This is a genomic window from Stenotrophomonas sp. YJH_SMC_21, assembly GCF_059369555.1.
Genome location: NZ_JCAFSU010000007.1, coordinates 157,933 through 183,927 on the forward strand (window position 1 = coordinate 157,933; position 25,995 = coordinate 183,927).

Annotated in this window: 26 protein-coding genes and 1 tRNA gene; 16 read left to right on the plus strand and 11 right to left on the minus strand. The window is 68.1% G+C overall.

The window, feature by feature from the left end:
• Positions 1–67: 67 nt before the first annotated feature.
• Positions 68–2,389, plus strand: a complete 2,322-nt coding sequence (pacR, locus tag AC5P67_RS11950; RefSeq protein ID WP_005408168.1) for a PacR family protein — start codon at positions 68–70, stop codon at positions 2,387–2,389.
• A gap of 51 nt (positions 2,390–2,440) precedes the next feature.
• A complete protein-coding gene (locus AC5P67_RS11955; RefSeq protein ID WP_099474430.1) occupies positions 2,441–3,520 on the plus strand; it encodes an NAD(P) transhydrogenase subunit alpha in 1,080 nt (359 codons plus the stop codon).
• Positions 3,521–3,583: 63 nt separating this feature from the next.
• On the opposite strand, the gene AC5P67_RS11960 is transcribed toward AC5P67_RS11955, so the two are convergent.
• Genes AC5P67_RS11960 through AC5P67_RS11970 form a run of 3 tightly spaced genes read right to left on the minus strand, consistent with a single transcriptional unit; the run spans position 3,584 to position 4,956 of the window.
• Entirely contained in the window at positions 3,584–4,045 is a 462-nt protein-coding gene (locus AC5P67_RS11960; protein ID WP_012479217.1) for a DUF3106 domain-containing protein, read from the minus strand.
• Between the two features lie 3 nt (positions 4,046–4,048).
• A complete protein-coding gene (locus AC5P67_RS11965) occupies positions 4,049–4,375 on the minus strand; it encodes a hypothetical protein (protein WP_012479218.1) in 327 nt (108 codons plus the stop codon).
• A complete protein-coding gene (locus AC5P67_RS11970; RefSeq protein WP_077684483.1) occupies positions 4,372–4,956 on the minus strand; it encodes an RNA polymerase sigma factor in 585 nt (194 codons plus the stop codon). The genes AC5P67_RS11965 and AC5P67_RS11970 overlap by 4 nt, the downstream gene beginning before the upstream one ends.
• 98 nt (positions 4,957–5,054) lie before the next feature.
• Here AC5P67_RS11970 and AC5P67_RS11975 point away from each other — a divergent pair, with 98 nt between their 5' ends.
• Both AC5P67_RS11975 and AC5P67_RS11980 read left to right on the plus strand, forming a co-directional pair.
• Complete coding sequence (locus AC5P67_RS11975; protein ID WP_005408173.1) at positions 5,055–5,375, plus strand: NAD(P) transhydrogenase subunit alpha part 2; 321 nt, start codon at positions 5,055–5,057, stop codon at positions 5,373–5,375.
• Positions 5,372–6,832, plus strand: coding sequence for an NAD(P)(+) transhydrogenase (Re/Si-specific) subunit beta (locus AC5P67_RS11980; RefSeq protein WP_012479220.1), 1,461 nt, complete (start codon positions 5,372–5,374; stop codon positions 6,830–6,832). The genes AC5P67_RS11975 and AC5P67_RS11980 overlap by 4 nt, the downstream gene beginning before the upstream one ends.
• 290 nt (positions 6,833–7,122) lie before the next feature.
• Here AC5P67_RS11980 and AC5P67_RS11985 read toward each other — a convergent pair whose 3' ends face one another.
• Positions 7,123–7,542 (minus strand): hypothetical protein, encoded by a 420-nt coding sequence (locus AC5P67_RS11985; RefSeq protein ID WP_012479221.1) that lies wholly within the window; start codon positions 7,540–7,542, stop codon positions 7,123–7,125.
• Between the two features lie 122 nt (positions 7,543–7,664).
• Between AC5P67_RS11985 and sufT the strand changes: the two genes are divergently transcribed.
• From sufT to AC5P67_RS12000, 3 genes are all read left to right on the plus strand, one after another.
• Entirely contained in the window at positions 7,665–8,216 is a 552-nt protein-coding gene (gene sufT / locus AC5P67_RS11990; protein ID WP_012479222.1) for a putative Fe-S cluster assembly protein SufT, read from the plus strand.
• A gap of 59 nt (positions 8,217–8,275) precedes the next feature.
• On the plus strand, positions 8,276–9,370 hold the full coding sequence (locus tag AC5P67_RS11995; protein ID WP_495214729.1) for a branched-chain amino acid aminotransferase: 1,095 nt from the start codon (positions 8,276–8,278) through the stop codon (positions 9,368–9,370).
• Between the two features lie 451 nt (positions 9,371–9,821).
• On the plus strand, positions 9,822–11,564 hold the full coding sequence (locus AC5P67_RS12000) for a S8 family peptidase (protein WP_005408178.1): 1,743 nt from the start codon (positions 9,822–9,824) through the stop codon (positions 11,562–11,564).
• Between the two features lie 120 nt (positions 11,565–11,684).
• Here the strand turns inward: AC5P67_RS12000 and AC5P67_RS12005 are convergent, their stop codons facing one another.
• The 3 genes from AC5P67_RS12005 to wrbA form a co-directional block, all read right to left on the minus strand.
• Complete coding sequence (locus tag AC5P67_RS12005) at positions 11,685–12,170, minus strand: asparaginase domain-containing protein (protein WP_010481766.1); 486 nt, start codon at positions 12,168–12,170, stop codon at positions 11,685–11,687.
• 79 nt (positions 12,171–12,249) lie between these two features.
• Positions 12,250–12,585, minus strand: coding sequence for a DUF2069 domain-containing protein (locus AC5P67_RS12010; RefSeq protein WP_111193809.1), 336 nt, complete (start codon positions 12,583–12,585; stop codon positions 12,250–12,252).
• Positions 12,582–13,175, minus strand: a complete 594-nt coding sequence (wrbA, locus tag AC5P67_RS12015) for an NAD(P)H:quinone oxidoreductase (protein WP_005408181.1) — start codon at positions 13,173–13,175, stop codon at positions 12,582–12,584. Before wrbA ends, AC5P67_RS12010 begins: the two co-directional genes overlap by 4 nt.
• A gap of 77 nt (positions 13,176–13,252) precedes the next feature.
• Here wrbA and AC5P67_RS12020 point away from each other — a divergent pair, with 77 nt between their 5' ends.
• Both AC5P67_RS12020 and AC5P67_RS12025 read left to right on the plus strand, forming a co-directional pair.
• Positions 13,253–14,527, plus strand: coding sequence for a YihY family inner membrane protein (locus AC5P67_RS12020; RefSeq protein WP_005408182.1), 1,275 nt, complete (start codon positions 13,253–13,255; stop codon positions 14,525–14,527).
• Positions 14,524–15,093, plus strand: a complete 570-nt coding sequence (locus tag AC5P67_RS12025; protein WP_111193810.1) for a TlpA family protein disulfide reductase — start codon at positions 14,524–14,526, stop codon at positions 15,091–15,093. Before AC5P67_RS12020 ends, AC5P67_RS12025 begins: the two co-directional genes overlap by 4 nt.
• A gap of 40 nt (positions 15,094–15,133) precedes the next feature.
• On the opposite strand, the gene ppk2 is transcribed toward AC5P67_RS12025, so the two are convergent.
• From ppk2 to hemA, 4 genes are all read right to left on the minus strand, one after another.
• The gene (ppk2, locus tag AC5P67_RS12030; protein WP_005408184.1) at positions 15,134–15,916 is read right to left on the minus strand and encodes a polyphosphate kinase 2; all 783 of its coding nucleotides are present in this window, start codon (positions 15,914–15,916) and stop codon (positions 15,134–15,136) included.
• 146 nt (positions 15,917–16,062) lie between these two features.
• Entirely contained in the window at positions 16,063–17,775 is a 1,713-nt protein-coding gene (locus AC5P67_RS12035; RefSeq protein WP_111193811.1) for an O-linked N-acetylglucosamine transferase, SPINDLY family protein, read from the minus strand.
• 5 nt (positions 17,776–17,780) lie between these two features.
• On the minus strand, positions 17,781–18,863 hold the full coding sequence (gene prfA / locus AC5P67_RS12040; RefSeq protein WP_024957328.1) for a peptide chain release factor 1: 1,083 nt from the start codon (positions 18,861–18,863) through the stop codon (positions 17,781–17,783).
• On the minus strand, positions 18,841–20,124 hold the full coding sequence (gene hemA / locus AC5P67_RS12045) for a glutamyl-tRNA reductase (RefSeq protein WP_005408187.1): 1,284 nt from the start codon (positions 20,122–20,124) through the stop codon (positions 18,841–18,843). Before hemA ends, prfA begins: the two co-directional genes overlap by 23 nt.
• Positions 20,125–20,187: 63 nt before the next feature.
• On the opposite strand from hemA, the gene AC5P67_RS12050 reads away from it, so the two are divergent.
• The 7 genes from AC5P67_RS12050 to pth all read left to right on the plus strand — a co-directional run bounded on the left by AC5P67_RS12050 (position 20,188) and on the right by pth (position 25,937).
• Positions 20,188–21,873: a tetratricopeptide repeat protein gene (locus AC5P67_RS12050; protein WP_197569482.1), complete on the plus strand. Its 1,686-nt coding sequence runs from the start codon at positions 20,188–20,190 to the stop codon at positions 21,871–21,873.
• Complete coding sequence (gene lolB, locus AC5P67_RS12055) at positions 21,870–22,529, plus strand: lipoprotein insertase outer membrane protein LolB (RefSeq protein ID WP_024957326.1); 660 nt, start codon at positions 21,870–21,872, stop codon at positions 22,527–22,529. Before AC5P67_RS12050 ends, lolB begins: the two co-directional genes overlap by 4 nt.
• On the plus strand, positions 22,526–23,395 hold the full coding sequence (gene ispE / locus AC5P67_RS12060; protein WP_005408190.1) for a 4-(cytidine 5'-diphospho)-2-C-methyl-D-erythritol kinase: 870 nt from the start codon (positions 22,526–22,528) through the stop codon (positions 23,393–23,395). The genes lolB and ispE overlap by 4 nt, the downstream gene beginning before the upstream one ends.
• 11 nt (positions 23,396–23,406) lie before the next feature.
• Positions 23,407–23,483: transfer RNA gene (locus tag AC5P67_RS12065), tRNA-Gln, on the plus strand.
• Between the two features lie 140 nt (positions 23,484–23,623).
• Positions 23,624–24,583: a ribose-phosphate diphosphokinase gene (locus tag AC5P67_RS12070; protein WP_005415400.1), complete on the plus strand. Its 960-nt coding sequence runs from the start codon at positions 23,624–23,626 to the stop codon at positions 24,581–24,583.
• A gap of 109 nt (positions 24,584–24,692) precedes the next feature.
• Entirely contained in the window at positions 24,693–25,310 is a 618-nt protein-coding gene (locus AC5P67_RS12075; protein WP_005408191.1) for a 50S ribosomal protein L25/general stress protein Ctc, read from the plus strand.
• 48 nt (positions 25,311–25,358) lie between these two features.
• Positions 25,359–25,937 (plus strand): aminoacyl-tRNA hydrolase, encoded by a 579-nt coding sequence (pth, locus tag AC5P67_RS12080; protein ID WP_099472622.1) that lies wholly within the window; start codon positions 25,359–25,361, stop codon positions 25,935–25,937.
• Positions 25,938–25,995 lie beyond the last annotated feature (58 nt).

Sequence of the window (25,995 nt, forward strand, 5' to 3'; positions counted from 1 at the left end):
GGGGTGTGCCGGTCGTCGCGATGTCCACGTTGTCTGTCGTACCAGAGAAGGTGGGGAGCCTTCCCGAATGATGAGCGCGCCCACACCGATGGGATCGCCGGGCCGTGACCCGGCCCAGCTCCAGCGTGCCCGGGACATGGTCCTGCCCGCGCTGTGCCAGGCCTTTGGCGCGGCACTGGCGCGCTTCGACGATGCCCTGTTCGACCGGGCCGGCAATGCCGGTTCGTCGCAGCTGCTGTTCCTGGATGCGATGCGCGAACTGCGCCGCCGCCGCGAGGACATTGCCGGTGCCTTCTCTGGCCACCTGCAGCGGGCCTGGGATGCGCTGGCCAGTGGTGAGCCCATGTCGGCCGAATCGACGCTGTCCGGCCCAGCCGAGGATGGCCTGAGCCTGCTGGCCGAGCACGTGCTGGAGTCGCGGCTGGCGGTGCGCAATTTCGCCACGGTGCTGCTGCGTGACTTCAAGCCGGTGCTGGCGCGGCTCGACCGTCGCCTGGGCCGTCTGGTCGGCGGCGCCGAACTGGATGCCGACCATAATCCCATCAGCCCCGAACACCTGGGCGTGGCCATCCACGAAGCCTTTGCCGGCTGTGAACTGGCCCCGGAAGTACACCTGGTGCTGATCAAGCTGTGCGAGCGCGACCTGCGCGCGCCGGTGGGTCGCATCTACGAGAAGCTGGACGAGCAACTGGCCGCGGCCGGGGTGATGTCGCAGATGGGGGCGCCGCGGCGTCCGCCGTCGGCCGCGCCCGACCCGCGCATGGCCTCGGGCCTGGATGACCTGGTGGAGCAGCGCCCGGGCTCGGGCCTGGACGGCGAATTCGGTGATGACGAGCAGGCCGCGCCGGCCTGGGCGCAGCGCTTTGCCGCACGCTGGTCCGAGCGGCGTGGCCACATGCAGCAGCACCTGGGCGCCGAAGGCAGCGGCACCGGCGAGGCCCATGCGGGCCAGCAGGGCATGCTGCTGGAGGCGCTGCACGAACTGCTGCAGCAGACCCGCCACGTGCGCGAGGACGCGACGTCGGCCGCACAGGTGGCGATCGGCCAGCAGCGTCCGCTCAGCCAGCGCGAGATGATGTCGGTGCTGTCGCTGCTGCAGGCCACGCCCAGTGCGACCCTGCGCGCAGCGATCGGCGAGGACGGCGAATCACTCGCGCAGCGGTTGAAGAGCGAAGTGCTGTCCAGCGCCACCCGTCTCGGTGTCGACCCGGGCCAGACCCGGCTGGACCCGCAGGACGAGGATGCGATCGACCTGGTGGGCATGCTGTTCGACGTGATGCTGGACGAGCGCGAACTGGAAGGCCGCTCGCGCGAGTTGATCGGCCGCCTGGTGGTGCCGTTCGTCAAGGTCGCCATGCTCGACCGTCGCATGTTCGTGCAGAAGACCCATCCGGCGCGCAAGCTGCTCAACTCGCTGGCCGAGGCCTGCGAAGGCAACACTGGCGAAAGCCAGGCCGAGCGCATGCTGATGGCCAAGGTCGAGGAGATCATCGAGCGCCTGGTCGCCGAGTTCAACGAGAACCTGGCGATCTTCCTGACCCTGGAAGAAGAATTCCGCGAGTTCCTCGTGCAGCATCGCCGCCGCGTGGAAATCGCCGAGCGTCGCGCCGCCGAAACGCAGCGTGGCCAGGAAAAGCTGGAAATGGCCCGTACCCGTGCCGGTGCCGAGCTGGACCGCCGCATTGGTGATGCCACCCTGCCGCCGGCCATCGCTGAATTCCTGCGCCAGCCGTGGCAGCACCACCTGACCCTGGCGCTGCTGCGTGAGGGCGAGGAGGGCGCATCGGTGGCCGAGGCCCTGAGCCTGGGCGACGGGCTGCTGGAGGAAGTGGCCGAGGCCCGCCGCCAGATCGTCGGCAAGCCGTGGCTGCAGGCCTGGCAGCCGGCGCTGGCCAAGGTGTTCGCCAGCGTGGGCGTGCATGGCGACGCCGCCACCGGCGCCATCGATGCCCTGCATGACACCCTGCAGGGCATTGCCGAATCGCGGCCGGAACTGCAACGCGCGCTGCCGGAACTGCCGCAGGTGGCACTACCGACCCCGCCGGTGGCCGAATCGCCGGCGGTCGAGCTGGGCGGGCAGATCGATGCCGATGATTTCGACAATGCCGACGCCGATCGCTTCCGCCGGATGGAGATCGGCAACTGGCTGGACTTCGTCGACAAGGACGGCAAGGTGCAGGCCGGCAAGCTGTCCTGGGTCAGCCCGATTTCCTCGCGCCTGCTGTTCGTCAACCGTCGCGGCGTGCGCTTCTGCGTGGCCTCGCCGGAGGAACTGGCGGTGATGGTGCGGCTGGGACGTCTGCGCGCCCATGTGGATGACGGTGCGTTCGACAGCGCCATGCAGGGCGTGATCGATCGGCTGGACCCGGGCAGCGCCACGCTGCACTGAGTGGAGCCGCCTGCTAGGATCGGGAAAACTCACCGATCAGCGGGGACCTGCATGGCCGTGGCGTTGCTGGGGATCAAGGAGACCGCGCCGGGCGAACGGCGCGTGGCGCTGACGCCGGAAACCGCGCGCAAGCTCGGCGCCCTCGGCATTACCGTCTGGTACGAGGCCGGCGCCGGTCTCGCGGCAGGTTTCACCGATGCAGCCTACGACGATGCCGGTGCCCGCGCATTCGACGCCGGCCGCTGGGCCGAAATCGACATCCTGTTGTGCGTGCAGGCGCCGCCAGCGGCGGTGCTTGAACAGCTGAAGCCGGGTGCCACCGTGGTTGGCCTGTTGACCCCGGCCAGTGATCCGGGCCTGGCGGCACTGGCTGCCGATGACCGCCTGCACCTGTTCCCGCTGCAGCAGCTGCCGCGCACCACCCGTGCGCAGGCGATGGACGTGCTCAGTTCGCAGGCCGGCATGGCCGGTTACAAGGCCGCGCTGATCGCCGCCGAACGCGCACCACGTTTCTTCCCGATGTTGACCACCGCTGCCGGCACCGTGCGTCCGGCCAAGGTGCTGGTGATCGGTGCCGGCGTGGCGGGGCTGCAGGCCATTGCCACTGCCCGGCGTCTCGGTGCACAGGTGGAAGGTTTCGACGTGCGTCCGGAAACCCGCGAGCAGATCCAGTCGCTGGGCGCGCGCTTCCTCGACCTGGGGGTGAGCGCGGCGGGCGAAGGCGGGTACGCGCGCGCGTTGACCGATGAAGAGCGTGCCGAGCAGCAGCGCCGCCTGGCCGACCACCTGCGCAGCGTGGATGTGGTGATCTGCACCGCAGCGGTACCGGGGCGACCGGCGCCGACGATCGTGACTGCCGCGATGGTGGAGGGCATGGCCACCGGCAGCGTGATCGTGGACCTGGCTGCCGAGAGCGGCGGCAACTGCGCACTGACCCAACCGGGGCAGTGCATCGAGCATCAGGGCGTGACCATCGATGGCCCGCTGGGCCTTGCCAGCCGCGGCGCGACCCAGGCCAGCGAGATGTATGCGCGCAACCTGCTCAACTTCGTCGCGCTGTTCGTGCGCGAAGGGCAGCTTGGTTTCGACTGGGAAGACGAGCTGCTGGCGAAGACACGCTGGCACGCATGAACGACATGGGGTCAGATCCCTTTGCCTCTGGCAAAGGGATCTGACCCCGTTCCCCGGGGCGTTTCAGCGCGGCTTCGCCGGCGGTGGGTTGTCGCGCACCCAGTCCTTGCGTTGTTCCGGCGTCATCTGCGACCAGCGCTCCCGCAGTGCGTCGCGCTGCGCGGGCGGCAGTTCCCGCATCTGGCCGAACAGGGCCCGGGCCTGCTCACGCTGTTCCGGGCTCATGTGCTCGAAGCGGCGCAGGCCACGGCGGGCCTTGTCGCGCTCCTCCGGGCTCATCGTCTGCCAGCGCTGGCCATGCGAGAGCATGCGCTGGCGCTGGCCGGCATCGGCGCTGTTCCAGCGGTCGCGCAGTGGCGCCAGCAGCGATTCCCGCTGCGCTTCGCTCAACTGTTCCCAGGCCGGCAGCGGCGTGGCCGGCGCAGGGCGTGCCGCAGGGGCGGGCGCGGCGCTCTGCGCCAGCGCCGGGAGGGCCGGCAGCAGCAACAGGGTCATCAGCAGGGGCAGGGTGTGCAGTCGGGACATGATTCACTCCATCGCCAGGTCGGTATCGCCCAGCCACAGGTACAGATCGGGATTTTCGTCGTAGAGCGCGCTGTTGTCTTCCACCGAGGCCAGCACAGGTGCCGGCGCGGGGCCCGTCAGCGTGCCATGGCCAGTGAACTGCAGGCCGATACCCAGCGCCACCACCAGTGAACAGGCGCTGGCCAGCCACCAGCGCAGGCGCCCGTGCCGGGTCGCGCTGGCGCCGTGTCGGGCCTGGCGCAGGCGTGCCAGTGTGGCCGGCGACAGCGCATGCAGCGACTGCGCGTGCAGGCTGCGCAGGGTGTCATCGGAAGGCAGGGAGCGGTTCACGGGTGGATCTCCAGGTAGTCCTGCAGCGCCTGCCGGGCGCGTGCCAGATGGGTTTTTACCGCGCCTTCGCTGCAGCCCATGGCGCGGGCGGTGGTGGCCCCGTCCAGGTCCTGCAGCACGCGCAGGGTGAAGGCCTCGCGCTGGCGGGCGGGCAGGCGGCGCAACGCGTCCACCAGCTGCTGGTACTGCTGGCGCTGTTCATGCGCCTGTGCCGGGTCCGGGCCGGGATCGGCCCAGTCGATCTCGCCGCCTTGCGCGTCCTGGTTGTCGCGCCAGAACGGCAGGCGGAAGCGGCGCCGGCGCTGCACGTCGATCACGCGCCGGCGCAGGATGCTCCAGAACAGCGGCGCCCATTCGGCTGCCGGCTTGTCGGCGTAGTCCAGCATGCGCAGCAGCGCGTCCTGCACCGCGTCCATGGCGTCTTCGCGCTGGCGCAGGCCGGCCTCGGCGAAGCGGAACGCGCGCGGGCCGACGCTGGCCAGGAACGCTTCCAGCGATGCCGGCAGGGCATCGGTCTCGGCGCTCGGGGGGACGGGGCTGCTCACCAGCACAGGGTACGGTTCCTCGCTCGGGGTCACCATCGACAACGCGTGAGCGCCGCTTCGGTTGACGCCGGGTGCACGCCGGGTTCAGCCCATGGTTATGATGGGCCGACGAAGACAGAGCGGGAGCGTTGCCAGTGAGTGACGGGTTCGTAGCGCTGTACATCTTCATGCTGGCCGCCATCGCCGGCCACGTGATCATTTCGCGGGTGCCGGTGATCCTGCATACCCCGCTGATGTCGGGCTCCAATTTCATCCACGGCATCGTGCTGATCGGCGCGATGGTGGTGCTGGGGCACGCACAGACACCGTTGGAGAAGGCCCTGGGCTTCCTCGCCGTGGTGCTGGGTGCCGGCAATGCCGCCGGTGGCTACGTGGTTACCGCGCGCATGCTGGAAATGTTCAAGCCGAGCGCGCCCAAGGGCGGCAAGGACGAGCCGAAGGAGCCGCAGGCTTGAACATCAGCACCGTCGAACTGCTCGACTGGCTGGTCAAGGCCAGCTACCTCGTCGCCGCCACGCTGTTCCTGCTGGGCCTGCAGCGCATGGCCTCGCCACTGACCGCGCGCAGCGGCATCCGCTGGGCCGGGCTGGGCATGCTGCTGGCCACGGCGGCCACTTTCTTCCTTCCCGAACTGCACAACGTGCCGCTGATCCTGGTGGCGCTGCTGCTCGGCGCGGGCCTGGCCTGGTGGTCGGCCGGCAAGGTTGCCATCACCGACATGCCGCAGATGGTGGCGCTGTACAACGGCATGGGCGGTGGCTCGGCGGCGGCGATCGGCGCGGTGGAGCTGCTGCGCTACGCTTTCCTTGCCAACCGCGATACCAGCCACTGGAGCGCGCAGGCGCTGGCCGATCTGGCCGCGCGCCAGCCGTCGGGCACGGTGCTGCTGCTGGCGGTGGTCGGCGCAGCGATCGGCGCGGTGTCGCTGTCCGGCTCGGTGATCGCCTGGGCCAAGCTGGATGGACGCCTGGACAAGCGCGTGACCTGGCCGGGCCAGCAGGTGATGAACCTGCTGGTGGCGCTGGCGGTGGTGGTACTGGCGATCATCGCCGCCAGCACGCTCAGCACCTGGGCGATCGTTGCCTTCTTCGTACTTGCGCTGACGCTGGGCGTGCTGATGACGCTGCCGATCGGTGGCGCCGACATGCCGGTGGTGATCTCGCTGTACAACGCGTTCACCGGCCTGGCGGTGTCGTTCGAAGGTTACGTGCTGGGCAACGAAGCATTGATCATCGCCGGCATGATGGTCGGCGCGGCGGGCATCCTGCTGACCCGTCTGATGGCCAAGGCGATGAACCGGCCGATCCGCAACGTGCTGTTCTCCAACTTCGGCGGTGGTGCTGGTGGCGAAGCGCAGGCGATCAGCGGCTCGCAGAAGCCGATCGAAGCGGCTGACGTCGCCGCGATGATGGCCTTCGCCGAGCGCGTGGTGATCGTGCCTGGCTACGGCATGGCCGTGGCGCAGGCGCAGCACAAGATCTGGGAGCTGGCGCAGCGGCTGGGCCAGCGCGGGGTGAAGGTGAAGTTCGCGATCCACCCGGTGGCCGGGCGCATGCCGGGGCACATGAACGTGCTGCTGGCCGAAGCGGGCGTGCCCTACGACCTGATCGCGGACATGGACGACATCAACCCGGAGTTCGCCAACACCGACGTGGTGCTGGTGATCGGCGCCAACGACGTGGTCAATCCGGTCGCACGAACCGATCCGGCCAGCCCGATCTACGGCATGCCGGTGCTGGACGTGGTCAATGCGCGCAACGTGGTGGTGATCAAGCGCGGCAAGGGCACCGGCTTCGCGGGCATCGAGAATGCGCTGTTCTACGCCGACAACACCCGCATGCTGTATGGCGACGGTGCCGAAGCGGCAGCCTCCCTGGTCAGCGAGTTGAAGGCGCTCGACGGCGGGCATTGAGGACCGGGGGCGGATCCCTTTCCGCAGGAATGGGCTTTGACCCCTTTGCCGGCCAGCGGCCGGCACTACCGCATCCACGCGTGGCCGCTGCATCGGGTAGGTGCGGGCCCTGGTCCGCACGCGTTTGCCGGCCAGCGGCCGGCACTACCGCATCCACGTGTGGCGGCTACATCGGGTGGGTGCGGGCCCTGGTCCGCACGCGTTTGCCGGCCAGCGGCCGGCACTACCATCCCATCCACGCATGCGTGGATCTACCTGCATGTCCCCGGCGGGCGTGGCAACCGGCGCGCTCAGCGCGCCAGCCAGGCGCCTACGGCCACGGCCACGGCCAGCCACAGCCACTCCACCGCGCCATTGGCCAGGGTGATCAGGGTCCAGGCCAGGTGCGGGCCCATCCGCATCGTGGCGTCCCACAGGTCCAGCCCGATCGAGCCGCCCATCCAGGCGCTGGCGATGGTCCAGTTGGCCACGGCGGCCACCAGCAGGGTGCCCACCACGACCAGCACGATGCGCAGCCGGCCCGGGCCGAGCGTACCCATGCGCAGCATGAACACCAGTTCCAGGGCGGTCAGTACCGCCATCCAGCCGACCTGCCGGCCGGTCATCAGCGCCAGCACCATCCAGGCAAGGGGAGCAACAACCAGGCCCAGCAACAGCATGATGGGCCAGAGCCAGGTCACGGCCCTGGCACGCGCGGCATTGGAGGACATCGAAGCTCCCTGAAGATCACCCACAGGATACTGTGGTTTGCGGCGGTGCACCGGCGGTGCCGGAGCGGCTGGGCTAGAATGCCGTCTTGCGTGGCCCCGGCCACGGCCCCATATCGGTCCCCATGTATTCCCGTAGCAGCGAACCTGTCCACTTCGAGCGCGATTGCGAGGCCGTGATGGTCCCGCAGGGCGATACCGTGACCCTGCCCGCCGGCAGCTATGGGTACATCACCCAGGCGCTGGGCGGCAGTTATTCGGTGTTCGTCGAGGGCAACCTGTTCCGCATCGCCGGCAAGGACGGCGACGCCATCGGCAAGGAGGCACCGGCACCGCTGGAACTGCCGGCCGACGCCACTGATGAACAGGTGGAACAGCTGGTGTGGCAGCAGCTGCGCACCTGCTTCGACCCGGAAATTCCGGTGAACATCGTCGAACTGGGCCTGGTCTACGAGGTCGAGATCAAGCACCTGGACGAAGGCCAGCGCGAGATCGACGTGAAGATGACCCTGACCGCACCGGGCTGTGGGATGGGCGACATCCTGGTCGATGACGTGCGCAGCAAGCTTGAAATGATCCCGACGGTGGCCGAGGCCGACGTCGACCTGGTGTTCGACCCGCCGTGGAACCAGCACATGATGTCCGAGGCGGCCCGGCTCGAGACCGGCATGCTTTGACCCAGGGCCCGCAGTGACGCGGGCCCGGCACTACCCGCAACCAGAACAGGAATCCTCCGGTGTCCCAGTCCATCCCCAGCTTCGCCGTTACCCGTTCGGACCACCCGCGCAGCGCTGAAGAGCGCGCCAAGATCCTGGAGAAGCCGGGCTTCGGCCTGCACTTCACCGATCACATGGTGGAAGTGCGCTGGGACAAGGATGCCGGCTGGCACAACGCCAACGTGCGTGCCTACGGCCCGTTGCAGCTGGATCCGGCTGCGGCCGTGCTGCACTACGGCCAGGAAATCTTCGAAGGCATCAAGGCCTACCGCCATGCCGATGGCTCGATCTGGACTTTCCGTCCGGATGCCAACGGCCGTCGCCTGCAGCGTTCGGCGCAGCGCCTGGCGCTGCCGGAACTGCCGGTGGAGATCTTCGTCGAATCGCTGAAGCAGCTGATCGCGGTCGACAGTGACTGGGTGCCGTCGGCCGATGAGTCCAGCCTGTACTTCCGTCCGTTCATGATCGGCGACGAAGCCTTCCTCGGCGTGCGTGGCGCGCACAAGGCCGGCTACTACGTCATCGCCAGCCCGGCCGGCCCGTACTTCGCCAAGGGCGTTGCCCCGGTGTCGATCTGGCTGTCCACCGAATACGCGCGTGCAGCCAAGGGCGGCACCGGTGCCGCCAAGTGCGGTGGCAACTACGCTGCTTCGCTGCTGCCGCAGCAGAAGGCGCAGGCACAGGGCTGCTCGCAGGTGCTGTTCCTCGACCCGGTCGAAGGCAAGTACCTGGAAGAACTGGGTGGCATGAACGTGTTCCTGGTCTACAAGGACGGCACGCTGGTGACCCCGGAACTGTCGGGCAGCATCCTCGAGGGCATCACCCGCGAGAGCATCCTGCAGCTGGCCCGCGACCGTGGCATGAAGGTCGAAGAGCGCAAGGTCAGCATCGACGAGTGGAAGCAGGGCGTGGCCTCCGGCGAGATCGCCGAAGTGTTCGCCTGCGGCACCGCCGCGGTGGTCACCCCGATCGGCCAGCTGAAGGGCGAGGGCTTCTCGGTGGGCGACACCAACGCGCCGGCCGGCGAAGTGACCATGTCGTTGCGCAAGGAACTGACCGACATCCAGTACGGCCGCTTGCCGGACCGCCACAACTGGCTGGTCAAGCTGGGCTGATCGCCCACGCTGAACTGTAGCGTCGAGCCACGCTCGACTGCGCTTCCGGAAAGCCCGTCCCCCGTGACGGGCTTTCTGCGTTATCGGCCTGGGGTCAGATCCCTTTTCCATGGGAAAAGGGATCTGACCCCGAATCAGCGAACGCCGATGTCGGCATAGTCATTCCAGGACACGTGACGGCCCAGTCAGGTCTGTGCAGGACACGAGAAAGTTCCTTCACCTTCACAAACCCTCGACCCGAAAAGTCTCAGAACGAACATTTCATCTTGCTGAAAAGACGCTGAAAATCTTGTGGTGTCCGGTTTCGGCCATTAGCGTCATCTGCACGGCGGATCGTTAGGGGGATCCGCTGACTCACCGGACTTCGAACCTCGCCAATGCAAGCCAGCCCAGGGTTCGGGCCGGTGCTTCTGCCGATTCCGGCATTCACACCACAAGAAAGGGAAATACGATGTCCCAGGTAACGCAACCGCGTGTGCGTCGAGTGTGGGTGGTCCTTGGTGCGTCCGTTCTGTCATCGCTGCTGCTGGCCACGCCTGCGCTGGCCGGTGATGTCCAGCTCAGCGGCCTGCAGTCCGCGCCGACGCACCAGCGCTTCATCGTCAAGTACCGCGACGGCAGCGCCGCCGTGGCCAACACTACTGCGCTGGCTTCGTCGCTGAAGACGGCCGCCGCCGGCCTGGCCAGCAGCCAGGGCCGCGCGCTGGGCCTGCAGCAGGTCCGCAAGCTGGCCGTCGGCCCGACCCTGGTCAAGACCGACCGTCCGCTCGACCAGGCCGAATCCGAACTGCTGATGCGCAAGCTGGCCGCCGACCCGAACGTGGAATACGTCGAAGTCGACCAGATCATGCGCGCGACGCTGACCCCGAACGACACCCGCTTCAGCGAGCAATGGGGCTTCGGCACCTCCAATGCCGGCATCAACATCCGGCCGGCCTGGGACAAGGCCACCGGCACCGGCGTGGTGGTGGCCGTGATCGATACCGGCATCACCAACCATGCCGATCTCAACGCCAACATCCTGCCGGGCTATGACTTCATCAGCGACGCCGCGATGGCGCGTGATGGCGGCGGCCGCGACAACAATCCGAACGACGAAGGCGACTGGTACGGCGCCAACGAGTGTGGCTCGGGCATCCCGGCCTCCAACTCCAGCTGGCACGGCACCCACGTTGCCGGCACCGTGGCGGCGGTGACCAACAACAGTACCGGCGTGGCAGGTACCGCGTTCAATGCCAAGGTCGTGCCGGTGCGCGTGCTCGGCAAGTGCGGCGGCTACACCTCCGACATCGCCGATGCGATCGTGTGGGCGTCCGGTGGCACCGTCAGCGGCGTACCGGCCAACGCCAATCCGGCCGAAGTCATCAACCTCTCGCTGGGCGGCGGTGGCAGCTGCTCGACCACCTACCAGAACGCGATCAACGGCGCGGTCGGCCGTGGCACCACCGTGGTGGTCGCCGCCGGCAACAGCAACACCAACGTGTCCTCGTCGGTGCCGGCCAACTGCCCGAACGTGATCGCGGTGGCGGCGACCACCTCAGCCGGTGCACGTGCCAGCTTCTCCAACTACGGTACCGGCATCGACATCTCGGCACCGGGCCAGAGCATCCTGTCCACCCTCAACACCGGCACCACCACGCCGGGCAGCGCGACCTACGCGTCGTACAACGGCACCTCGATGGCGGCGCCGCACGTGGCCGGCGTGGTCGCGCTGATGCAGTCGGTCGCTCCGAGCCCGCTGAGCCCGGCGCAGGTCGAGAGCATCATCAAGAGCACGGCACGTCCGCTGCCGGGCGCCTGCTCGGGTGGTTGCGGCGCCGGCATCATCGACGCCAATGCCGCCGTGGCCGCAGCGATCAATGGTGGCGGCAACCCGAACCCGGGTGGCAACGTGCTGCAGAACAACGTACCGGTGACCGGCCTGGGCGCTGCGACCGGTGCCGAGCTGAACTACACCGTCGCGGTTCCGGCCGGCAGCACCCAGCTGCGCGTCGCGATCAGTGGCGGCAGCGGTGATGCCGACCTGTATGTGCGCCAAGGCAGTGCCCCGACCGATACCACCTACACCTGCCGTCCGTACCTGAGCGGCAACAGCGAGACCTGCACCATCAACAGTCCTGCCGCCGGCACCTGGTATGTGCGGGTGAAGGCCTACAGCACCTTCTCGGGCCTGACCCTCAACGCCCAGTACTGAGCCCAAGCCCCTCTCCATGGGCACGCCCCGGCTCAGGCCGGGGCGTTCTTCTTTGGGTAGGTACCGGCCTTGCAAGGGCAGCGCTTTGGTGCGTGCCGACCTTGGTCGGCACGCTGTTCCTCAGACCGACTCGAAGCGGTTGGCGGCCACGTTCTTGCGCACGTGCTGCGGATCGAAGATACGACCGTTCATGGCGATGTATACGCCGCTCGGCAGCGACTGCACCGCACCGATCGCGCAGCCGATGTTGAACTCCGCATCCGACCCACGGAACCGCGCCGGGCTGAGCGCGCCGGTCATCACGATGGTCTTGTCCGGGATCGTCGCCAGCACCTTGCCGGTCTGCACCATCGAGTCGGTGCCGTGGGTCACCAGCACGTGGCGGGTCGGCTGCGCGGCGATGGTGGCGCGGATCAGTTCGCGGTCTTCGTCGTTGATGTGCAGCGAATCCTTGCGCAGGATCGGAATCACGTTGAAGCGGAACGTCACGCCCAGCTCGCGCAGGATCATGCCGATCTGGGGGTCGCCGATCTGGTAGTCCGACTTGTCGTCGAAGTAGATCTTGTCGATCGTGCCACCGGTGGTGACGACCAGGAGCTCTTCCATCATGTGCATGCGCGAAACCAGGACAGGTACAGCGGCGCGGGGCCAGGAACACAGATGATACGGCCCGGCGGGCGCAGCGTCAGCGTCGCTTGCCGAAGCGGGCGCGCAGCCCCGGCAGGCTGGCGCTGAAGATCACCAGCAGGGCCAGGGTGATTTCGATCAGCGCCAGCCAGCGTGTTTCCGGGTGGCTCCAGGCGCTCATCACGCCGTGGCTGAACCAGCCCAGCGCCAGCACCGAGGCCCAGAACCCGGCCTTGCGCCAGCCCAGCCGCAGCGCAAAGGCCAGCGCCAGCGGCGGCGCGGTGAACACCAGCTGGGTGGCCAGCCAGTGCTTGTCATTGATGAACCAGCCTGCGAACAGCGCGGCCAGCCCCATCAGGGCCAGCAGCAGGACCGTGCGCGGCGGGCGGCTCATCGGGCCAACCGCTGCGCGATGTCGGCCACCCGGCGGCCCAGCGCGCGGGCCAGCACGGCCTCGTCGTCGGTCGGCTGCGGATCGTCGGCGGCACCGGCCACGTGGCTGGCGCCATAGGGCGTGCCGCCGCTGGTGGTGTGGCTCAACGCCGGTTCGGTGAACGGGATGCCGACGATCACGCAGCCGTGGTGCAGCAGCGGCACCTGCATCGACAGCAGGGTCGATTCCTGGCCGCCGTGCATCGAGGCGGTGGAGGTGAACACGCCGGCCGGCTTGCCGGACAGGGTGCCATTGACCCATTCGGCGCCCAGTCCATCCAGGAAGTGCTTGACCGGCGCGGCCATGTTGCCGAAGCGGGTGGGGCTGCCGAGCAGCAGGCCCTGGCATTCCACCAGGTCCTGCACGCTCACGTAGGGGGCGCCGTCGTCGGGTACCGGCGGCTGCGCGGTCTGGGTCACGGCGGCCACTGGCGGCACCGTGCGCAGGCGCGCGCTCATGCCCGGCACTTCGCCGATGCCCCGCGCGATCTGGCGCGCCAGCCGTGCCACCGAACCGCCCCGGCTGTAGTACAGCACCAGAATCTCGCCCATCGTGCCCGCTTCTCCTCGTCGTGTGGTCGCCAGTATGGCTATCCTGCCAGCATTCCGCATCGGGTACCCTTCCACCGATGGAACCTTTGGATACGCTCAACCTGTGGATGGAGCGCGCGCGGGATCGTGCACGGGCCATCAGTTTCGGCCGCTTCCTGTGGCATCGCTTCCTCGACGACCGCCTGTTCCAGGCAGCGGCGGCGCTGGCCTACACCACGGTGTTCGCGTTGGTACCGCTGGCGATCGTGGTGTTCGGCGTGCTCTCGGCCTTCCCCGTCTTCGACCGCTGGAGCGACCAGCTCAGCGATTACGTCTTCTCCAACTTCGTGCCCAATGCCGCGCGCGCGGCCGAGGGCTACCTGCGGCAGTTCTCGGCCAGTGCCGGCCAGCTCACCGCCGCCGGCTTCATCGCGCTGGTGGTGTCGCTGCTGATCACGCTCAACAGTGTTGAAGAAACCTTCAACCAGATCTGGCGGGTCGGCTCGACCCGGCCCAAGCTGACCCGCTTCCTGGTCTACTGGACTGTACTGACGCTGGGCGCGATGCTCGCGGCGGCTTCGCTGGCGGTGTCGGCGCGGGTGTTCGCGATGCCGCTGTTCGGCACCCAGGAGGGCCGCTGGCTGGCCGAACTGGCACTGCGGCTGGCGCCGATCCTGATCGAGTTCGTCTGCATCACGCTGATGTTCCGGGTGGTGCCGCACCACACGGTGAAGTGGCGGCATGCAGTGCCTGGCGCCATTCTGGCCGCGGTGATCCTGGAGCTGGTGAAGTGGGGCATCGGCGCCTACCTGGGCAGCTTCCAGTCCTACCAGAAGCTGTATGGCACGGTCGCCTTCGTGCCGATCCTGCTGCTGTGGATCTACCTGTGCTGGGTGGCGGTGCTGCTGGGCGCGTCGTTGTCTTCGTCGATGGCGGCCTTCCGCTACCAGCCGGTGGAACTGCGCCTGCCGCAGGGCTACGAGTTCTATGGCCTGCTGCGCCTGCTCGGCCGCTTCCACCACGCCCGTGCCAAGGGCAAGGGCCTGGCCGACGATGAAATCCTGCGGCTGGAGCCGATGCTGACCGATTCGCTGCTGCAGGACCTGGCCTGCAACCTGCAGGAGATCGGCCTGCTGCGCCGCGATGAACGTGGCGAATGGCTGCTCTCGCGCGACCTGGACCAGGTCAGCCTTGCCGATCTTTACGAATGTACCCAGTTGCGCATTCCGGTAGCCGAGCAGCATCTGCCGTATCGCGACGACAGCCTGGGCCGTGCCGCATTGGCGGCGCTGGATGATCTGCGACTGCCCCTGCGTGAACGCCTGAAGCGCAAGGTCAGCGATATCTATACCGACTCTGGAGACATGCCATGACCCGCAAGACCCCGTTGCTGCTCCCGCTGGCCCTGCTGCTGGCACTGTCGGCCTGCAAGCCGGCCCAGGAGCCGACGCCGGCCAGCAGCCAACCGCCGGCGCAGGCACCGACGCCGACCGCACCGGCACCGGTCGAGGAAGCCCCGGCCGAGCGCACCACCGCCGAATTCCCGACGCTGAAGATGAAGGCGGTGGATGGCAGCGACTACGACCTGGCCGCGCACCGCGGCAAGTGGGTGGTGGTGAACTTCTGGGCGACCTGGTGTGCGCCCTGCCGCAAGGAGATGCCCGAGCTGTCGGCGCTGCATGCGATGCGCAGCAACATCGAAGTGGTCGGCCTGGCCTACGAGGACATCGAAGTGCCGGAAATGCAGTCGTTCCTGACCAAGCATCCGGTGACCTATCCGATCGTGATCGTGGACCCGTTCGATCCGCCGGCCGATTTCGCCACTCCGCGCGGCCTGCCGCTGACGCACCTGCTGGATCCACAGGGCAAGCTGGCGCACACCTTCCTCGGCCCGGTGACGGCCGCCGACATCGAAAAGCAGATCGCTGCTGCCAAGTAATGGGGTTGGGCGGCAGGGCCGCAGGCCCTGCCGACCCACCCTAATCCTCGACCGGGAAGTCCTCGATCGGCTTCAGCACATCGTAGTGCTCGCGATGCAGCTTGCCCTTCAGCTTCGGCAGCTCCGGCAACGGCGCATCCACGCGCGTGTCCGGCAACCGGTCCAGCAGGTTGCGCACCAGCGTCAGCCGGCCCAGCCGCTGGTCGTTGAAATCCACCAACGTCCACGGTGCCGCCTCCCGATGCGTCGCGCGCAGCATCGCCTCGCGGGCCTCGGTGTACGCGCTGTACTTGCTGCGCGATTTCAGGTCCACCGGGGAGAGCTTCCAGCCCTTCAGCGGATCGAGATGGCGCTCGGCGAAGCGCTTCTCCTGCTGCTCCTGGTCCACGCACAGCCAGTACTTGAACAGCAGGATGCCGTCGTCCACCAGCAGCTGTTCGAACACCGGCGCCTGGCGCAGGAACTGCTGGTACTCGGTCTCGCTGCAGTAGCCCATCACCCGTTCGACGCCTGCGCGGTTGTACCAGCTGCGGTCCATCAGCACGATCTCGCCGGCGGCGGGCAAGTGCGAGGCGTAGCGCTGGAAGTACCACTGCGTGGCTTCGCGGTCGGTGGGCTTGGGCAGCGCCACCACCCGGCACTGGCGCGGGTTGAGGTGCTGGCTGATGGCCTGGATCGCGCCGCCTTTACCTGCGGTATCACGGCCTTCGAACAGCACCAGCAGGCGCTGTCCGCTGTGCTGCACCCAGCGCGCCATGGCGGTCAGCTCCAGCTGCAGCGGCAGCAGCAGTTCGTCGTAGTCCTTGCGCTTGAGCTTGGCCATCGTCACACCACGCGGGGAGGAAGCCCGAGCGTAGCGCAGGGGCTGCCCAGGCGATGTCGACTCTACCCAGTCGACGTCATCCAATCGACATTACCCAGCTGACATTACCCAGCCGACATTACCCAGCCGACATTACCCAGCCGACATTACCCCGTCGGTTCGGTTGTTCCCAGCCAGCCGTGTTCGCGCGCCAGCTGCTGCACCAACGCCGACAGATCGCGGGCAAACCCGTCCATGTCGAACAGCCCGCTGCGCTCGCGCGCCTGTGCCAGTTCAGCGCGCAACGCCGCCAGTGCTGCAGGGGCGTTGCCCAGCGCGCTGGCGGTGGTGATGAACGCCGCATCGTCGGCGACATTCATCCGTGCCATTCCCAGATGGTGGTTGAGGCTGCCGGCCACGCGCGCGGCGAAGGTGTCACCCGGGCAGGTCAGCACCGGGCAGCCGGCCCACAGCGCATCGGAGGCGGTGGTGTGCGCGTTGTACGGATGCGTGTCGAGGAACAGGTCGGCCAGCGGGTAACGGGCCAGGTACTGCGGATGCGGCAGCTTGGCCATGAACACCAGGCGTGCCGGGTCCAGGCCGGCAGCCTGCGCGGCAGTGCGCAGGCGGGCGTCGGCCTGGCCCGGTCCGGACAGCAGCCACAGTACGCTGCCGGGCACTGCCTGCAGCACTGCGAAGGCACGGCCCATGCTGCACGGGTTGAGCTTGTAGCTGTTGTTGAAACAGCAGAACACCACGCCCTGCGCGGGCAGTCCGCAGTCCGCACGGGTCGGCGCAGGCTCCAGCACGCGCGTATTGTCTGACGGCTGGAAGGCTCGTGGCAGGCGCAGCACGCGTTCGCTGTAGCACGGCTCCAGTGCCGGCGGCAGGGCGAAGGCATCGCCGACCACCGCGTCCATCCACGGCGCCCCCGACGTGCCCGGATAGGCCAGCCAGTTCAACTGCAGCGCGGCAGGGCGCATCGCCAACACTTCCGGCGTGCCGCCACCGCCCCAGCCGCGCAGGTCGAACAGCAGGTCGATGCCCTGTGCGCGGATGCGTGCGGCGGTATCGGTGTGTCGCAGGCCAGCCACATCATGCAGCTGCGCCGCTGCCTGCAGCCGCTGGCGGATGCGGCTGCCGTCGTCGCGGTTCAGCGCGAACAGATGCAGTTGCAGTGCGGGGTCGCGACGCAGCTGCTCGAACAGCGCCACGGTCAGCAATCCGGTCGGATGTGCGCCGAACCCATTGGAGAGGAAGCCGACGCGCAGCGGGCCGTGCGGGCGCACCGTTGCCGGCGGCAATGGCCGCACCGAGGCAGTCACGGCCAGCGCACGGGTGTGCGCGCAGGCCAACTGTTCGGCAGCGCTGGCGTCCTCGCTGAGGAAGGCGAACGGCTCGACCACGCCCTGGCTGCTGGCAACGGCGGCGCGCACCTGTGCCGCCAGCGTGTCCAGGTCCTGCCAATCGCACAGGCGACGCTGCCAGGCCAGGCGCTGGGCGGCGATGTACGGCTCGGCCGGCATCAGCCCATGCGCGCGTCGATAGGCCGCCGACGCGCCTTCGGCATCATCGGCATCTTCCAGTGCATGGCCCAGCCACAGCGCAATGCCGGGATGCTGCGGTGCCAATGCCGAGGCCTGGCCGAGCAGCTTGGCCGCATCGCCATGTGCACCGGCCATCCACGCCACGCGGCCCAGCCGTGCCAGCGCTTCGGGGTGATTCGGGCGCAGCTGCAGCGCACGTCGCGCGGCCTGTTCGCCGGCAGCGATGTCGCCGGCTTCCAGTTCCACGTCGGCCAGCATCACCCAGGCGACGAAGTCGTCGGGCTGGCGGGCGATCGCTTGCTGCAGTTGCTGTCGCTGCTGCCAGGCCGACATCGTGCTCAGCCTGCCGACAGCTGGGCCAGGGCGTCGACCTGGTGTTCGTGGCTGAGCCGCTGCAGCAGCGGATCGAGGTCGCCGGCCAGGATGTTGGGCAGGTCGTACAGGGTCAGGCCCTCCACGCGGTGATCGGTGATGCGCCCCTGCGGGAAGTTGTAGGTGCGGATGCGCTGGCTGCGATCACCACTGCCGACCTGCAGGCGCCTCGACTCGGCCTGCGCCGCGTCCTGGCGTTGGCGCTCGGCGTCGAGCAGCTGCGCTTTCAGGCGCTTCATCGCCTTGTCGCGGTTGGCGTGCTGGCTGCGTTCGGTCTGGCATTCCACCACCACGCCGGTCGGTACGTGGGTGATGCGGATCGCCGACTCGGTCTTGTTGACGTGCTGGCCACCGGCGCCGGAGGAGCGGAACGTATCCACCTTCAGGTCGGCCGGGTTGATGACGATGTCATCGACTTCGTCGGCCTCCGGGATGATCGCCACGGTGGCCGCCGAGGTATGGATGCGGCCCTGCGATTCGGTGGCCGGCACGCGCTGCACACGGTGCGTGCCCGATTCGAACTTCAGGCGCGAGAACGCACCACGGCCGACCACCCGTGCCACCACTTCCTTGTAGCCACCGTGCTCGCCGGGATTGTCCGATTCGATCTCGACCTTCCAGCCCTGGCGCTCGGCATAGCGGGCGTACATGCGGAACAGGTCGCCGGCGAAGATCGCCGCTTCATCGCCGCCGGTACCCGCGCGCACTTCCAGGAACAGGTTGCCTTCGTCGCGCGGGTCGCGCGGTACCAGCAGCAGCGCCAGTTCCTGCTCCAGTTCCAGCAGGCGCGCCTGCGCGGCGGCGATTTCCTCGTCGGCCAGCTCGCGCAGGTCGGGGTCGGCGCGCATGCCTTCGGCGGCGGCCAGATCGGCCTTGGCACGTGCTTCATCGGCCAGTGCAGTGGCAACCGGTTCAAGTTGGGCGAATTCGCGCGAAAGGTCGCGGAAACGGGTGTTGTCGGCGACCACGTCGGGTTCGGCGAGCAGGCGTTCCAGTTCTTCGCGGCGCTCGGCCAGCGCTTCCAGCTTACGGCGCAGGGTCGGCGTCATCGGGTCTCACGGGTGGGTGGCGGTAACCCGGCGTAGCCGGGAACAGGCGCTCGGCGGCGCGGGTCAGGTCGGCATCGCCGCTCAGTGCGGCAGCGCGCAGGGCAGCGGTAGGAGGATGCAGCAATCGATTGGTCAGGCCGTGCGCCAGCAGTTCCAGCACTTCGTCGGCCGGCTTGCCGTTGGCCAGCTGCTGGCGCGCGCGTTCCAGCAGTTCAGTGCGGGTGGCCTCGCCGAACGCACGCAGCTGTCGTAGCGGCGCCTGGTGGGCGCTGGCCTGCTGGGTCTCGATAAAACGCGATACCTGAAGGTCGATGATCGCCTCGGCCTCGGCGGCCGCCTCGCGGCGTCCGCGGCGGTTGTCTTCCACCGCGCGCTCCAGGTCGTCGACGGTGTAGAGGAAGGCGTCGTTGAGCGTGCCGACCTCCGCCTCGATGTCACGCGGCACGGCCAGGTCGAACAGCAGCATCGGCTTGTGCCGGCGCGCGCGCAGGGCCTTGGCCACCATCTCGCGGTGGATCACCGGTTCGCGCGCAGCGGTGGCCGAGAACACCACGTCCGCCTCGCCCAGGTGGCGGTCCAGTTCGGTCAGTGGCAAGGCTACGCCACCATGGCGGCTGGCAAGTTCCTGCGCGTGGGCGAGGGTGCGGTTGGCGATCAGCAGCCGGCGTACCTTGCCTTCGCTCAGGTGCCGTGCAGCCAGTTCGATGGTCTCGCCGGCACCGACCAGCAGCACGGTGGAATCGTCCAGCCGCGCGAACGCGTTCTGCGCCAGGCGCACCGCCGCCGACGCCACCGATACCGGGTTGGCGCCGACCTGGGTATCGGTGCGCGCACGCTTGGCCACCGAGAAGGTCTGCTGGAACAGGCGGTCCAGGCGCTGGCCGAGCAGGCCGTGGTCACGCGCGGTCGACCATGCGTCCTTCACCTGGCCGAGGATCTGCGGTTCGCCCAGCACCATCGAGTCCAGGCCGGTGGCGACCCGGAACAGGTGGCGTACGGCTTCTGCATCGGCATGCTGGTACAGGTAGCCCTGCAGGTCGCCGGCCTGGGCCTGCAGCCACTGGTCCAGTGCCTGTGCCGAATCGGCCACGGCATACAGCTCGGTGCGGTTGCAGGTGGACAGCAGCACCGCCTCGGCGATCTGCGGAGTATCGCGCAGCGAACCGAGCGCGCGCGGCAACGCCTCACCGGCGAAGGCCGCGCGCTCGCGCAGCTCCACCGGTGCGGTCTGGTGATTCAGTCCGAGCACCCACAGGGTCATTGTTCAGTTGCTTGCGATAAGCTGCTGGCCATTGGACGACATTTTAAGGCCCCGATGCCGACGATGCCCGCATTGATTCGCATCCCCAGTGTTCTGCTGCTGTCCCTGGCCTGCAGCCAGGCCCTGGCGGCGGTGCCGGCCAAGGCCTCCGTACGGGCCCCGGCCACTGAGGAACTGGCGCTGGAACCGGTGATGGCCGGTGAGTTCGCGCTGCAGGCTGGCAAGCTGGCCGAGGCGGCCCGCTGGTACCTGCAGGCCGCCCAGCAGACCGACGGCGACGCCGGCCTGGCCGAGCGCGCGACCCGGATTTCCATGCTCGCCAACGATGACGCCAGCGCCGCCAAGGGCCTGGCCCTTTGGCAGCAGCGCGCGCCCAGCTCGTTGACCATGCGCAGTGCCGCTGCCGCGCTGGCCATGCGCCAGGGCGATGTGAAGGCAGCGCGTGGCGATCTGCAGGCCTTGCTGGCCGACCCGGATGAACGTGGCTGGAAGTTCGCCCTGGCCGCCCTGATCGGCGGCGGCCGCGACCCGGCAGTGCCGGCGCAGGTGCTGGGCGAGCTGGTCGACGCCAACGCCATTCCGCCGAAGATCGAGGCGTGGCAGGAGTTCGGACGCCTTGCCCTGCGCATGGACAAGCCCGAGCTGGCGCGGCGCATGATCGATGAAGTGGTCAAGCGCTTCCCCGAAGAACCGCGTGTGGCGCTGCTGCGCGCCAGCCAGCTGCAGCAGGCCGGGGAGACCGGCAAGGCGCTGTCGCTGCTGCACGATGTGGAGCCGAAGACCCGACAGGACCCGGAACTGCGCAATGCAGTGGCCATCGCCTACGACAGCCTCGGCCAGCCGTCCGCCGCCGAGCGCGTGCTGGCGTTCGGCCCGCAGGACGTGCAGACCTGGGGCATGCGCGCCTCGCTGCTGGCCAAGCAGGGCGACAAGGCGGCGCTGTCCAACCTATACAACGAACTGTCGCGGCAGGCGGCCAAGCCGGACCCGGCGCAGCGCCTGCTGCTGGGCAAGATCGCCGAATACCTGAAGCGTTATCCCGAGGCGGTGCAGTGGTACCACAGCGTGCCCGGTGGCGATGAACTGAGCGAGGCGCGCCTGCGCGCGGCCAACGCCCAGGCCCTGGCCGGGCGCCTGCCGCAGGCATTGGATGAAGTGCACGCGATCCAGTCCGATGCGGTGGTCGACGACGATGTGCGCCGCGATGCCTATCTGCTGGAGGCCGAACTGCGCCAGCGTGCTGACGACAGTGCCGGGGAGCTGGATGCGCTGGCCCGTGGCCTGGCCGCCTACCCGGATGACAACGGCCTGCTGTACGCCCGTGCGCTCACCTGGGAACGCCGCGACGAGATCCCGCGCGCCGAGGCCGACCTGCGCAAGATCCTGGTGACCGACCCGGAGAACGTGCCGGCATTGAACGCGCTGGGTTACACCCTGGCTGATCGCACCGGTCGCCTGCAGGAAGCGCTGGAGCTGATCGACCGCGCCCGCGTGGCCGAACCGGACAACGCTGCCATCGTCGACAGCTATGGCTGGGTGCTGTACCGCCTGGGCCGCAAGGAAGAAGCACTGGTGCAGCTGCGCCGTGCCTGGACCCTGGCCAAGGACCCCGAGATCGCCGCCCATGTCGGCGAAGTGTTGTGGGTGCTGGGCAAGCATGACGAGGCCCGCCATTTCTTCGACGAAGCGGCCAAGCTCGACCCTGAAAACCGCGCGCTGCTGCGCGCCCGCGAGAAATTCAATCCATGAGTGTTTCCCTGATCCGGCCGCTGCTGTTGGCAACCGCGGCCTTGGCGCTGACCGCCTGTACCAGCGTGGGCACGCAGAAGACCCCGGCGCCGGCGGTGGTCGAGGTTGTTTCGGCCGAAGCGGCGCAGGCTGAGGCGGCGCGCGTGGCCGCGCTGCAGGCACAGCCGGACTGGGCTTTCCAGGGCCGGGTCGCGGTCAGCAAGGGCAAGGATGGCGGCAGCGGACGCATCGACTGGAAGCAGGAAGGACGCCGCTATGTGGTCGAGCTGAGCGCGCCGGTGACCCGGCAGAGCTGGAAGCTGACCGGCGATACCCATTCCGAAGCCGGTCGTCTGGAGGGACTGGCCGGTGGGCCGCGTGCCGGCGAGGACGCCCAGCAACTGCTGCTGGAAGCGACCGGCTGGGACATTCCGGTCAACCAGCTGCCGGCGTGGATCCGTGGCCTGGTGGCCGGTGATGCTGCCGGTCCGGAGAAGGTCGAGCGTGATGGTGAAGGCCGGCCGCGTCGTATGCAGCAGATGGGCTGGCAGGTGCAGTACCTGGACTGGTACCCGGCCGAGGCCGGGCGCCCGGCGCTGCCGCGCCGGATCGAGGCCGGCAATGGTGATGCCAAGGTGCGCCTGCTGGTCGACCAATGGGGGCAGGGCACCCCATGAGTGCCGGGCGCGATGACACGGGCTGGTCCTGGTGGCCGGCCCCGGCCAAGCTGAACCTGTTCCTGCACATCACCGGCCGCCGTGCCGATGGTTACCACGAGCTGCAGACCGTGTTCCGCCTGCTGGACTGGGGCGACCGCATCGGTCTGCGCCTGCGTGAAGACGGCCAGGTGCGCCGGCAGGGCGAGGGGCTGGCTGGCGTGGCCGAGGCGGATGACCTGGCGGTCCGCGCCGCGCGGCTTCTGAAAGATGCAGCCAATATCGTGCAAGGCGCAGACATCATCGTCGAAAAACACGTTCCTGCAGGTGGTGGCTTTGGCGGCGGTTCGTCCGACGCGGCCACCGTACTGGTGGTGCTGAACCGGCTCTGGCGTGCCGGTCTGGACGAGGACGCGCTTGCTGCGCTGGGCCTGCGCCTGGGCGCTGACGTGCCGGTGTTCGTGCGCGGGCGCAATGCCTGGGCCGAAGGGGTGGGTGAGCGCCTGCAGCCGATCGTGCTGGAGCCGGCCTGGTATGTGGTGGTTGAACCGGGTGTTCATGTTCCCACCCCGGCTCTGTTTGCAGACCCGGATTTGACGCGCGGCAGCCCAGTGGCGAAAATAGAGGACTTCGCTTCCGGGACCTTGGTCGGGAACGCGTTCGAACCGGTGCTGCGCCGCCGTGAGCCTGCCGTCGAGGCAGCGTTCGCCGCGTTGAGCGATATCGGCACGGCGCGGCTGACCGGTTCGGGAAGTGGTTGTTTCGTCGAGTTCGCATCGCAGTCTGCCGCAGAGCAGGGACGGTCGAAGTTGCCGAAGGAGTTGCGGGCAAGGGTGGCAGCGGGCGTTGCGCGTTCGCCACTGCTGGATGCACTCGAGCAACACTGATTTATCAATGCAGGGGCGTCGCCAAGAGGCCCAAGGCACCAGGTTTTGATCCTGGCATTCGTAGGTTCGAATCCTACCGCCCCTGCCAATAGCGGCTGTGTCCGCGCCTTCCAGCGCATCGCCCGCGCGGGACGTGGAAACAACCGCGGTGTTGTCAGCAGCAAGGGTCCATCGGGGTCCTTGCCGACTCCGGATCCCCGCCACTCGTCCCCGCCCGAGACAATCATGATGCAAGAGTCCCCGAACCTGCTGGTCTTTTCCGGCAACGCCAACAAACGTCTGGCGCAGAACATCTGCAAGGAACTGGGGGTTCGCCCGGGCAAGGCGCTGGTCTCGCACTTCTCCGATGGTGAAGTGCAGGTGGAGATCGAAGAGAACGTCCGCAAGCAGGACGTGTTCGTGATCCAGCCGACCTGCGCGCCGAGCGCGGAAAACCTGATGGAACTGCTGGTGCTGATCGACGCGCTCAAGCGCGCATCGGTGGCCAGCGTGACCGCCGTGGTGCCGTACTTCGGCTACTCGCGCCAGGATCGCCGCATGCGTTCCTCGCGCGTGCCGATCACCGCCAAGCTGGCGGCGAAGATGTTCAGCACCGCTGGCGCTGATCGCGTGCTGACCGTCGACCTGCACGCCGACCAGATCCAGGGCTTCTTCGATATTCCGGTGGACAACGTGTATGCGTCCCCGCTGCTGCTGGCCGACATCTGGCGCGCCTACGGCACCGAGAACCTGATCGTCGTGTCGCCGGACGTGGGCGGCGTGGTCCGCGCCCGTGCCGTGGCCAAGCGCCTGGATGACGCCGACCTGGCGATCATCGACAAGCGCCGCCCGCGCGCCAACGTCTCCACCGTGATGAACATCATCGGTGACGTCGAAGGCAAGACCTGCGTGATGGTCGATGACATCGTCGACACCGCCGGCACCCTGTGCGCCGCTGCTGCTGCCCTGAAGGCGCGCGGTGCGCTCAAGGTCGCCGCCTACTGCACCCACGCGGTGCTGTCGGGCCCGGCGGTGGACAACATCACCAATTCCCAGCTCGACGAGCTGGTGGTGACCGACACCATCCCGCTGAAGGACGCGGCGCGGGTGTGCAGCAAGATCCGCCAGCTGAGCGTGGCGGAAATGCTGGCCGAAACGATGCGCCGCATCGCCTTCGGCGAGTCGGTCAGCTCGCTGTACGTCGACTGAGTTTTTCGCCCCTGCCGGCAACGGCGGGGGCATACCCGGATGCTTCTGGTCGCGGAAGCATCTTCAACCGCCACGCCGCAGGGCGCGGCAACAACCTGAGTAGTCGAAAATGTCGAAGACCCATGAAATCAAGGTCACCAAGCGTGAACTGCAGCGTAAGGGTGCGAGCCGCCGCCTGCGTCACGCCGGTGTGATCCCGGCCATCGTGTACGGCGGCAACGCCGAGCCGGTCGCCATCAGCCTGGACCACAACGAAATCTGGCTGGCCCAGCAGAACGAGTGGTTCTATGCCTCGATCCTGGACCTGAACCTGGATGGCCAGGTGCAGAAGGTCCTGCTGCGTGACATGCAGCGCCACCCGTACAAGCAGCTGATCATGCACCTGGACTTCCAGCGCGTGAACGAGAACGAAGCCCTGACCGCTTCGGTCCCGCTGCACTTCGTCAACGAAGACACCTCGCCGGCCGGCAAGGCTGCCGACGTCGTGGTCACCCACGAACTGAAGGAAGTGACCATCACCTGCCTGCCGAAGGACCTGCCGGAGTCGATCGAAGTCGACCTGGGCGAGCTGAAGGCCGGTGACGTGGTGTACCTGTCCGACATCAAGCTGCCGAAGGGCGTGGAAATCCCGGCCCTGGCGCTGGGCAAGGACCACGACGACGCCATCGTCACCGCCAAGGCCGGCAAGGCCGACGAGGCTGACGAAGAAGCGGCTGCCGCCGAGTAATACCGTTACGGTGCCTGCCTCCGGGCAGGCACCGTACTGGAAGGAACCATGGCAGGACTGCGACTGATCGTCGGTCTGGGCAATCCCGGATCGGAACACGCCCGGACCCGGCACAATGCCGGGTTTCATTTCGTTGAGGCCCTGGCGGGGAAAGCCGGTGCGCGATGGAATGTGGACAGCAAGCTGTTCGGTGAGACCGCCAAGGTCGAGATCGCCGGGCAGACGGTGTGGCTGCTCAAGCCCGCCACCTTCATGAACCTCAGCGGCAAGTCGGTCACCGCCGCACAGCGGTTCTGGAAGATCGAACCGGAAGAAACCCTGCTCGCACACGACGAACTGGACCTGGCGCCCGGCGTGGCGCGGCTGAAGTTCGACGGTGGCCACGGCGGCCAGAACGGCCTGCGCGACACCATCCGCCTGCTCGGCCACGGCAAGTTCCATCGCCTGCGCGTGGGCATCGGCCATCCCGGCCACAAGGACCGCGTAGTGGGTTGGGTGCTGGGGCGCCCGTCCAAGGAGGACGACGTGCTGATCGCACGCGCCATCGACGATGCGATCGACGTGATGCCGCTGGCGGTACAGGGCGATTTCAGCGAAGCGATGAAGCGGCTGCACACCCCGAAATAAGCGGTAGGTACCGACCGTTGGTCGGTACGGAGAATGATTGGAAAAGCAGCGCCCAGGC